Raw genomic sequence first — 9,498 nt, 5'->3', positions numbered from 1 at the left:
AAAAGCAGGATATTTCCAAAATAGGGCAGATTCCACTCAAACAATGCCTGCTTAGACAGGTAGTCCCTGTATTATCTTATGAGCATCTGGATACGGTGATGGAGCAGCAGTATCAGCTGGTACAGGCAGGTACGCAGGCATCTTTTATCAGCAGTTACGAAGACGAAATCTTCGTAGATATACAGAGGGAAAAATATCTTAAGGATTTGGAAATCCAGGAAGAGAGGCTAAAAGAGCAGACTGTGCACATTTCAAAGGAGCTGGAAAATGTGCGAAAGGCATGGGATGACCTGAATAATTTCCAATATGGGAAGTCATATGCGGAGCAGTTAAGTAAGGCGGTTTCAGCGGATGAGCAGGAAATAGAGAAGCTTTCTGTGCAAAAGAAAGAGCTGGAAGAAAAACTGAAAACCCTGGAGGCAGAATGGACCTCACTGGAATTCAATAACAGGGAGTGTGAAATAATCCTTCGTGAAATTAATGCCAGGAAGGAGCTTCTGGAAAAATTTCTGGCAGATGATGAACAATATCAGATACATTACCGTAACTTAGGGGATGCATCTGCTGAAAGTATGTCGTTAAAAGAAAAGAGGGAAAAAGCCGGGCAGGAGCTGGAAAACTGCCGGGCTGAAGCAGAACGGATCAAGAGTATTCTTTACGAGAAGAATACGCTGTTTGACCGAACCCGGGAGAGTTATCGGAAATATGAGAATGCCGGGGAGGCTAACCTGCTGGATGATTCATATGAACAAATGGAGCAGGAATATGAACAGCTTCTGAAAAACCAGAAAGAAGCTTTGTCAAGTCTGGAAGAAATGCTGCGTGGAAAATTACAGCAGCTCTCTACGATAGAGGATGCACTTGCTGAAATCGAAGTGGATCAAAAGGATTATGAGACACTTCACTATGACAGACAGGAATTGCAGCGTCTTAAATCAGAAGTTTCGGTATTAGAGGCTGAAAAGATAAAGGCAGATCGTAACTTGGGCAATCTTAGGATTACATTTGGTAAAATGGAAACAATGCTGGATTATGCTGCTGCGGCTCTGCATAATCTGGGGCTTACAGAGCCTTTGGAGAAGAGCCGGATCCTGCAGGATTATGACCGCCGGCTTAAAAACTTGAAATCAGAACTGGATCAGCTCCATGAAAAAGAAAAAGCTGCCAGCCGGCTTGGGGATATCTGCAAGAGCCTGGTAGGCAGAATTCAGGATATTATTACAGTTGCATATGTACCAATCGGTGATTTCGGGCTGGAAGAGGATATGGAAGCCCAGTTCACGAAGCTCAAGGACAGTTACCGCAATGCCAGAACAACAGAAAACCAGTCCAGAAAAGCATGTCAGAATCTGTATCGGGAAATCAGAAGGAATTATCTGGGTAAAAATCAGTGTGTAACCGATATTCTGGAATCTTTAAGTACACTTAATCTGGATGATGAACAGATCCGTTTCGATATTGTTTATTTTTATATGGAAGAATTCATGAAAAAACGGGAAAACCTGTTGAAACTGTCAGCGTTTTATGACAGCCAGCTTGAGAACATAGCGCGGACCAGGAATCAGATTATAGACCAGTGCATCAGTCATGCTGCTCTGATCTATGATGATGTAAAGCTGATTGCACAGAGTTCCAAAATCAGGCTCACCGGGAAGAGCCGGCCGGTACAGATGCTGCGTATAGATGTGCCGGATGAACTTGGAAGTGATATGCGTGGCCGTATGGAGAGTTATATAGATCACAGCCTTCAGACCATGGTGGAATTATGTAAGGCTGGGGATGGCAGCCAGGAGAAGAAGTGGAAAGATAAGCTGACTGCGCTTATGTCCAGCAGGGAACTGCTGAATCAACTGATCGGCACCAATAAAATTCCGGTTTATGTATATAAAATTGATCTGAATGATAAAAACAATGGCATGAAAAAGTGGGAAGATGCCATGGCGCAGAATTCCGGTGGAGAAAAATTCGTCGTATTCTTTACGATGGTGTCTACCCTGATCTCCTATATACGAGAAGTAACCAGAAGGGATGCCAGAGCAAATAATATGCAGGAATCTAAGGTAATGATAATGGATAATCCATTTGCAAGGACATCTTCTGAGCATTTGCTAAAGGCAGTGATTGATATTGCGAAGACCTTCAACATCCAGTTAATCTGCCTCTCAGATTTAAGCCAAAGTTCCATAACAAACAGGTTCAGCCTGATCTACCAGCTGAGCATCCGTAAGCGCATGTACAGTGACAGGGAATTGCTGAAGGTTGGAAATGTACAGATAAACAAAGGCGGACTGCACGAAAATGAAAGGCTGGAGCACGTTGGTCTATTTCAGAAGTTCCAGCAGGGAAGTCTCTGGGACTGGGTGGATCAAAACGGATAAGAAAGATGGTATAATAAATACAGTAAAACAGCTGTAATTTTTCTGGTGTTAAATGTACAAGTGCTATGATATGATTTTTCTGTTTCTAATTATGCAGTTATGAGTTTGCATTGATTAATGAAAATAAAACTATATGAAATGGAGAGATTATATGAAATACAAAAATCCAATTATACCTGGATTCCATCCGGATCCCAGCATTTGCAGAGCAGGAGATGACTATTATCTGGTGACAAGTTCCTTTGAGTATTTTCCTGCGATACCTGTTTTCCACAGTAGAGACCTGGTGCACTGGGACCAGATCGGACATTGTATTACCAGGAATGACCAGCTGGTTCTTGCCAAAGGGACACCGAATGCTACAGGCATATATGCCCCGACCATCCGTTTCCATAAGGGAATCTTCTATGTCATAACAACAAATGTTTCCAACGGTACAGGCATTGGGGAAAATGAACAAAATTTTATAATATGGACCAAAGATCCGGGTGGTGAATGGTCTGATCCCATCTGGCTGGATTGTCCCGGGATCGATCCGTCCCTGTTTTTTGACGACGATGGGAAAGTCTATTACTGCGGTACCCATGGAGAAATCTATTTATGCGAAATTGATATAGATACGGGAAAAAGGAAGACGGAAAGAACATATATCTGGGGCGGAACCGGAGGCTGTTGTCCGGAAGGCCCCCATATTTATAAAATCAATAACTGGTATTACCTGTTTATCTCAGAAGGAGGAACAGAATATGGGCATATGCTGACGGCAGCCAGAAGCCGGAATATATGGGGGCCATATGAAGGCTATAGCGGCAATCCGGTATTGACAAACAGGAGCAGAGGGACATCCCTGAAGGCGATCGGGCATGGAGATATTACCCGGGATCAGAATGGAAACTGGTGGGGCGTATGCCTTGGAATCCGTCCCGTTTCCTATCCATTCCGTCATAATCTGGGACGGGAAACCATGCTGGTACCCATGGCCTGGAATGATAATGGCTGGCCTGTGATGGGAAATAATGGAGTAGTGGAAGAGGAAGTAGAAACAGATTGTCTGCCTGCATGCACGGAAATGTACGATTCAAAAAAGGAAGAGATCACGGTCAGAGATACCTTTGATTCTGAAAAGCTGGATTATGCCTGGAATTTTATATATAATCCTTATCCGCAATTATGGGATATCGCCTCGGGGAGAGGGCTTACTCTCTATGGCAATGAAATAGCACTTTCGGAGGCGGATAGCATCGCATGGCTTGGACGAAGGCAGGAGCACCATAACTGCATTGCCAGGACAGAAGTACATTTTGTCAGAGAACAGGATGGAGAAGAAGCGGGGCTGACGGTTTATATGAATAACCGCCACCACTATGAAGCCGCAGTAACAAGGCAGGATGGGGAAGACTGCATCATATTCCGCAGACAGATAGGAAGTCTGTGGAAGACAGAAAACAAAATCCCCTGCACCGGAGAGCGGATATATCTGGAAGTGGAGGCAACGAAAGAAACATATATTTTCCGCTGCAGCATGGATGGCACCCGGTATGAAGAAATCGGAAGAGGAGAAACCGGGTATCTGACTACGGAAACAGGGGGTGTCTTTACCGGGAATTATATTGCGATGTATGCTTCCGGAAATGGAAAGAAATGTGTTCGTGGAGCTGATTTTAAATGGTTTGAATACAGCGCCGTTTCAGGCTGAACGGGCAGGCGTTCTACTTTTTTGTACTGTTAAAATATATAAACACAAATTTTATGATAAAATGCACAATATAAAAAGAGTATATATTCATAAAATTTAACGAAAAATAAATGTTTTGCAGAAAACACTGACAATTTTATTTTTTTTGTGTTAATATAAGATAATAGAGAATAAGCCAATGGGGCTGAAATGGAGAACGTATAAATGAAATCATTAAAAAACGAAAAGGTATGTCATAAAAGTTTTGGGAAAGGTGTTATTACAGAAAATAATCCACTGAAGATTAAAATACAGTTTTCAGATATGAATGAAACCAAAATATTTTTGTTTCCATATGTATTTGAAAAATGTCTGGTATTGGAAAATGAAAAATTGCAGCAGGAATGTTATAAACAGGCTGTTCAAATCAAGGAAGAACGGGAAAAGATAGAAGAAGAAAAAAGAATCGAACAAAAACAAGCGGAGGATTTAAGGCGCATAGAGATCAGAAAAGCGAAATTGGCTCTGACGAAGAAGAAGAGAGCAGATGCCGTCAGAAAGTTAAAGGTAACCGTATGACAACTCCTGCTAAATTACAGGCACTCGATGAGGCAGTCAGTAAAATCGAAAAGGACTTTGGAAAAGGTTCTGTTATGAGATTAGGGGATGCCAGTGAAGCAATGTCGGTAGAGACAGTGCCAACCGGGGCTTTGAGTCTGGATATAGCATTGGGTCTGGGAGGAATTCCAAAAGGAAGAGTTATAGAAGTTTTTGGTCCCGAATCCAGTGGAAAGACAACGGTAAGCCTGCATATGATTGCAGAAGTGCAAAAAAGAGGAGGAATTGCAGCCTTTATAGATGCAGAGCATGCGCTTGATCCGGTGTATGCGAAAAAAATAGGTGTAAATACGGACGAACTCTACATTTCCCAACCGGACAGCGGCGACCAGGGTTTGGAGATAGCAGAGACTCTGGTGCGTTCCAATGCCGTTGCTATTGTGGTAATTGATTCTGTCGCAGCGTTGGTGCCCAGGCAGGAAATAGACGGTGAAATGGGAGATGTCTTCATGGGACTGCAGGCCAGGTTAATGTCTCAGGCACTTCGAAAACTGACCCCTGTAGTAAGTAAATCCAATTGTATAGTCGTCTTTATTAACCAGCTTCGGGAGAAGATTGGAGTCATGTTTGGCAGTCCGGAAGTTACCACAGGAGGAAAGGCACTAAAATTCTATGCATCCGTCCGTTTGGATGTGAGAAAAATAGATATCATTAAAAGTGCCGGAGACCGTATCGGGAACAGAACACGAGTAAAAGTGGTGAAAAATAAAATAGCGCCGCCATTTAAAGAGGCAGAATTTGACATTATATACGGATTGGGAATATCCAGAGAAGGGGATATCTTAGATCTGGCGGCCGATATTGGTGTTGTGGTAAAAAGCGGTTCCTGGTATTCTTATCAGGGATCAAAAATGGCACAGGGCAGAGAAAGTGCAAAACAATATCTGGAAGAAAATCCAGTTGTGCTGGATGAAATAGAGTATGAGGTCAGGAAACATTATGGTCTGCCGGCGGAAAAGAAAGTAGAACAGGAAAAATAGCAGTCATGTATATCATCCATGCAGAGAAATTAATTCTGTATGGATATTTTTTGCGATTGTATTTCAAAGTTATATAAATTATACTTAGTTTTATGAGCTCTGAAATAAAGATAAAAAGGAAAAATCATAATGCTAAATATTATCTTAAAGCATATCATGCGTACCGCACATACCTCTATTCGAATATTTGACAGAGAAAACCGGTTAAGGGAGTATCTGGGGGATGGATCCTGTTCAGATCCCGTACTACATGATGAAATCTGGAGATCCCATCTGCTTGGCATGGCGGATATGGATCGTCCTTGTATCTATTTAGAAAAATATCCGATATACTATGGTGTGATTTTAGGTGGAGAAGACCGGTATATTATTGGACCGGTGAGCATTGATTTTACCGTTCAGTTCCAGGAAGGGATACCAATTGGAGAAGCCTATGCAAGGCAGCATGGAATTCCGGAGAAAAAGATCAGAATTTCTTATTGTGAATTTGAGTTGTTTTGCGAACTGGTGTTATTGCTTTATCATGTTCTGACCGGAAAAGATATGAAAATTTCGGATTTAATACAGCGCAATTTTGACAATAATGAATTGCAGCACGGCATTAAAAAGGAATTGAACCGGGTATATTTTCAATATCAGGAAAACGAAAAGGTACATAATTCTTATGAACATGAAATACGGGAATTAAACAGTATCCGGGAAGGTGATACCGGTAAATTAAAACGGTGTATGGAGGAAGTTGTAGAGGGAGAATACGCAGTGCTCTCCCAAAATCCCCTTCAGGCGGCAAAGAATCTGGCGATTGTTGCCCTGGCAATTGCGGCAAGAGCAGCAATTGACGGAGGAATGCTGCCGGAGGATTCCTTTTCTATAAATGACAGCTACATCTTACGGGTGGATGCCGCAAAGGATCAGGGACAGATAATGGCGCTGGTAAACAAAGCAAAAATGGAATACGCTGAATTGGTTTATGAAAAGAATCGTTCCGGGGAAAATAACAGGATTGTGGAAGAAGCGAAACGGCTGATCTATAAAAATATGCACCAAAAGATTGTGATCTATAAGATAGCGGAAGAACTGCATGTAACGCCGGAGTATCTTTCCGCTGTTTTTAAGCGGGAAGAAGGAATTACAGTTAATGATTATATTATGAAGGGTAAAGTGAAGCTTTCACAGAATCTTCTGATCTATTCCGATTATACAGTGGAAGAAATCGGATATTATTTTGGATTCAGTTCCCAGAGTCATTTTGGCAAAGTGTTTAAAAAATGGAGTGATATGACTCCGGTTCAGTACCGGAGAAGATATGGGATAAAGAGTTTTACTGATAAGGAAAAAAGGATAGACCGTCATTAAAAATGTGACAAAAGCATTAAGAATATAGTATAATCCAACTTCTTTTTCTGGTATTTTTATGTATAGAAATCCAAATATAAGGAGTATTCATTATGAAAAAGATAAATAACAATAAGATGAATAATAAAATAAATATCAATAAAATAGTTATTAATACATTTGAAACCGATGGTCACATTCAACCGGAACTTCACAGTCAGTTTATTGAATTTCTGGGATCCTGCATCTATGATGGCATATGGGTGGGGGAAGACTCCCATATCCCCAATTATCATGGTATCCGAAAGGATGTGGCAGATGCGTTAAAAGAATTAGAACCGCCAGTAATACGCTGGCCGGGTGGATGTTATGCAGATACTTACCACTGGAGAGACGGGATTGGTGAAAGATCAAAAAGGCCTGTCACCTATAATGAAAATTTCGGAACATTTGAGTTAGACAGTAACCAGTTTGGTACACATGAATTTATGGAGCTTTGTAAATATGTGGGTGCAAAGCCCTGGCTGAATATTAATTTAATGAACGGCAGTGTAGCCGAGATGAAAGAATGGATGGAATACTGTAATCGGAAAGAGAAAACCACGCTGGCTTTGGAACGTAAGGAAAATGGGTCCGAAGAACCATTTCAGGTGGAATATTGGGGGATCGGAAATGAAATGTGGGCAGGCGGGGGAAACGCCACCCCTCAAAGTTATGCAGCAGAATACCGGAAATATGCTACGGCATTTCCTGTGTTTTCTAAAGGACAGGGGAAAAACCCAATACAGATGAAACGTATTGCCTGTGGGCCGGACGGCAACAAAAAAGAAGAACGTGTGGAATGGACGAAACAGTTTTTTGAATCTATGGCAGAGTTTCGCCAGCCGCCTTTGGACGGATATGATATTCACTTTTATAACTGGAATTTAAAAGATCTCACTCAACAGGAAACAGATTTTTTAGAAGCAGAATGGTATGAGGTTATTAATGGCTGCCTGGAACTGGAAGAGGTAATCCGGGAACAGGAAAAACTGGTTTTGGATGGGATTTCTGACTATCCGGAAAGTGAAGGTTTTTTTTAAGACTCTGAAACCACAGGTCGATTTGATTATCGGAGAATGGGGAAATTGGCACGGGGCTTCGTTTGCACACCGTCCGGCGCTGTATCAGCAATGTACAATGCGGGATGCCGTCACAAGTGCATTAACGTTAGACATTTTTCACCGAAATTGTAAGGCGGTGAAGATGGCATGTGTGGCACAAACAGTAAATGTATTAAATTCTCTCATTCTGACAGATGGGGATCAATGTGTGCGGACTCCTAATTATGACGTTTTTCAGATGTATAAAGTGCATCGGGGCGGGGAGGCGTTAAATTTCAATACAAAAGTAAAGCCTGATAAACTGTTTCTGTTTGCCTCTGTAAAAAAGGATGTAGTCAGCGTTAATATTGTTAATACAGAATGGCAGAAAGAGCAGGAAGTATTTTTTGAATTCCCGGAAGATTGTAAGTATGTGGGAGGTCAGACGCTGAAAGGGGACTCGCCTCAGGCATGCAATACATTTGATGATCCGGACCGTGTAAGGGCGCAGGAAGCAGAAATGCCGGTGGAAACAACGGATGGCTTTAAAATACAGATTCCGGCGGCTTCTGTAAATGTGTATCAGTTTCAGATTGTGAAAGGATAAAACACGAATATTTCTGGGAATCAAAGATAAACGCAAACGAAGAATCAGCTGGAAATTGTCCTCCATGTGGTGTATATTGTACAAAGAAGCTCTTTAATAGTGAGTTATTTATAAATCGTTCGCTGCAGTACCAATCGGAGGATAAAAATGAATAAAATTTTAATTATAGAAGACGAACTAATCATCAGGGAGGAATTGACGATCCTGTTAAAAAATGCGGGATACCTGGTGGAAGCAGTTCTTGAATTTCAAAACTGTGTGGTGGATATAAAAAGATACAAACCGGACCTGATCCTGCTGGATATCAACCTTCCGGAGCAGGATGGTTTTCGTTTATGTTCTTCCATCCGCAGTTTTTCTTCGGTTCCCATCATTTTTATTACCGGCAGAGACACCGCTTTCGATGAGCTGCAGGCGTTGACTCTTGGTGGTGATGATTACATTACGAAACCATATAATATTCCCATACTTCTGGCGCGGATTAATCTGCTGCTTCGAAGAACGGGGGGCACAAGTGCCCCAATGGAATTCATCGAATATAAAGAAGTGAGGTTATTTCCCATATCTGCATTTATTCAGTATAAAGATCAGAAAGTGGAACTATCGAAGACGGAATTGAAAATACTCTATTATCTCTTTACAAACAGCCAGAAAGTTGTTTCGCGTTTGGAGTTAATCGAATATTTATGGGATAATGAAATCCATATAGATGATAATACTTTAAGTGTGAATATGACAAGAATCAGGGACAAGCTTACACAGATTAGCGTGAATGATCTTATTCAGACGAAAAGAGGAATGGGGTACAAAGTTTGAAAGGCCA

General features: G+C 41.5%; 8 protein-coding genes. All 8 read left to right on the top strand.

Annotated features, from left to right (window positions below; translation table 11 throughout):
- On the top strand, positions 1-2,378 hold a 2,378-nt coding region (locus RHS_RS05155), incomplete at its 5' end, for a hypothetical protein (RefSeq protein WP_047832529.1).
- Positions 2,379-2,529: 151 nt separating this feature from the next.
- Positions 2,530-4,074: a glycoside hydrolase 43 family protein gene (locus tag RHS_RS05150; RefSeq protein ID WP_047832528.1), complete on the top strand. Its 1,545-nt coding sequence runs from the start codon at positions 2,530-2,532 to the stop codon at positions 4,072-4,074.
- Between the two features lie 204 nt (positions 4,075-4,278).
- Entirely contained in the window at positions 4,279-4,632 is a 354-nt protein-coding gene (locus RHS_RS05145; RefSeq protein ID WP_044288800.1) for a hypothetical protein, read from the top strand.
- A complete protein-coding gene (gene recA, locus RHS_RS05140) occupies positions 4,629-5,651 on the top strand; it encodes a recombinase RecA (protein ID WP_044293269.1) in 1,023 nt (340 codons plus the stop codon). Before RHS_RS05145 ends, recA begins: the two co-directional genes overlap by 4 nt.
- Before the next feature lie 129 nt (positions 5,652-5,780).
- Positions 5,781-7,007, top strand: a complete 1,227-nt coding sequence (locus tag RHS_RS05135; protein ID WP_047832527.1) for a helix-turn-helix domain-containing protein — start codon at positions 5,781-5,783, stop codon at positions 7,005-7,007.
- A gap of 92 nt (positions 7,008-7,099) precedes the next feature.
- A complete protein-coding gene (locus RHS_RS05130; RefSeq protein WP_395021373.1) occupies positions 7,100-8,068 on the top strand; it encodes a hypothetical protein in 969 nt (322 codons plus the stop codon).
- Positions 8,028-8,675 (top strand): alpha-L-arabinofuranosidase C-terminal domain-containing protein, encoded by a 648-nt coding sequence (locus RHS_RS30180; RefSeq protein WP_395021371.1) that lies wholly within the window; start codon positions 8,028-8,030, stop codon positions 8,673-8,675. Before RHS_RS05130 ends, RHS_RS30180 begins: the two co-directional genes overlap by 41 nt.
- A gap of 147 nt (positions 8,676-8,822) precedes the next feature.
- Positions 8,823-9,491: a response regulator transcription factor gene (locus RHS_RS05125; protein WP_044288799.1), complete on the top strand. Its 669-nt coding sequence runs from the start codon at positions 8,823-8,825 to the stop codon at positions 9,489-9,491.
- Positions 9,492-9,498: the final 7 nt, after the last annotated feature.

Origin of the sequence: Robinsoniella sp. RHS (assembly GCF_001029355.1) — a bacterium.
GTDB classification, from domain to species: domain Bacteria; phylum Bacillota; class Clostridia; order Lachnospirales; family Lachnospiraceae; genus Robinsoniella; species Robinsoniella peoriensis.
The sequence above is the reverse complement of the archived record's forward strand: the minus strand, read 5'-3'. Positions and strand labels throughout refer to the sequence as shown.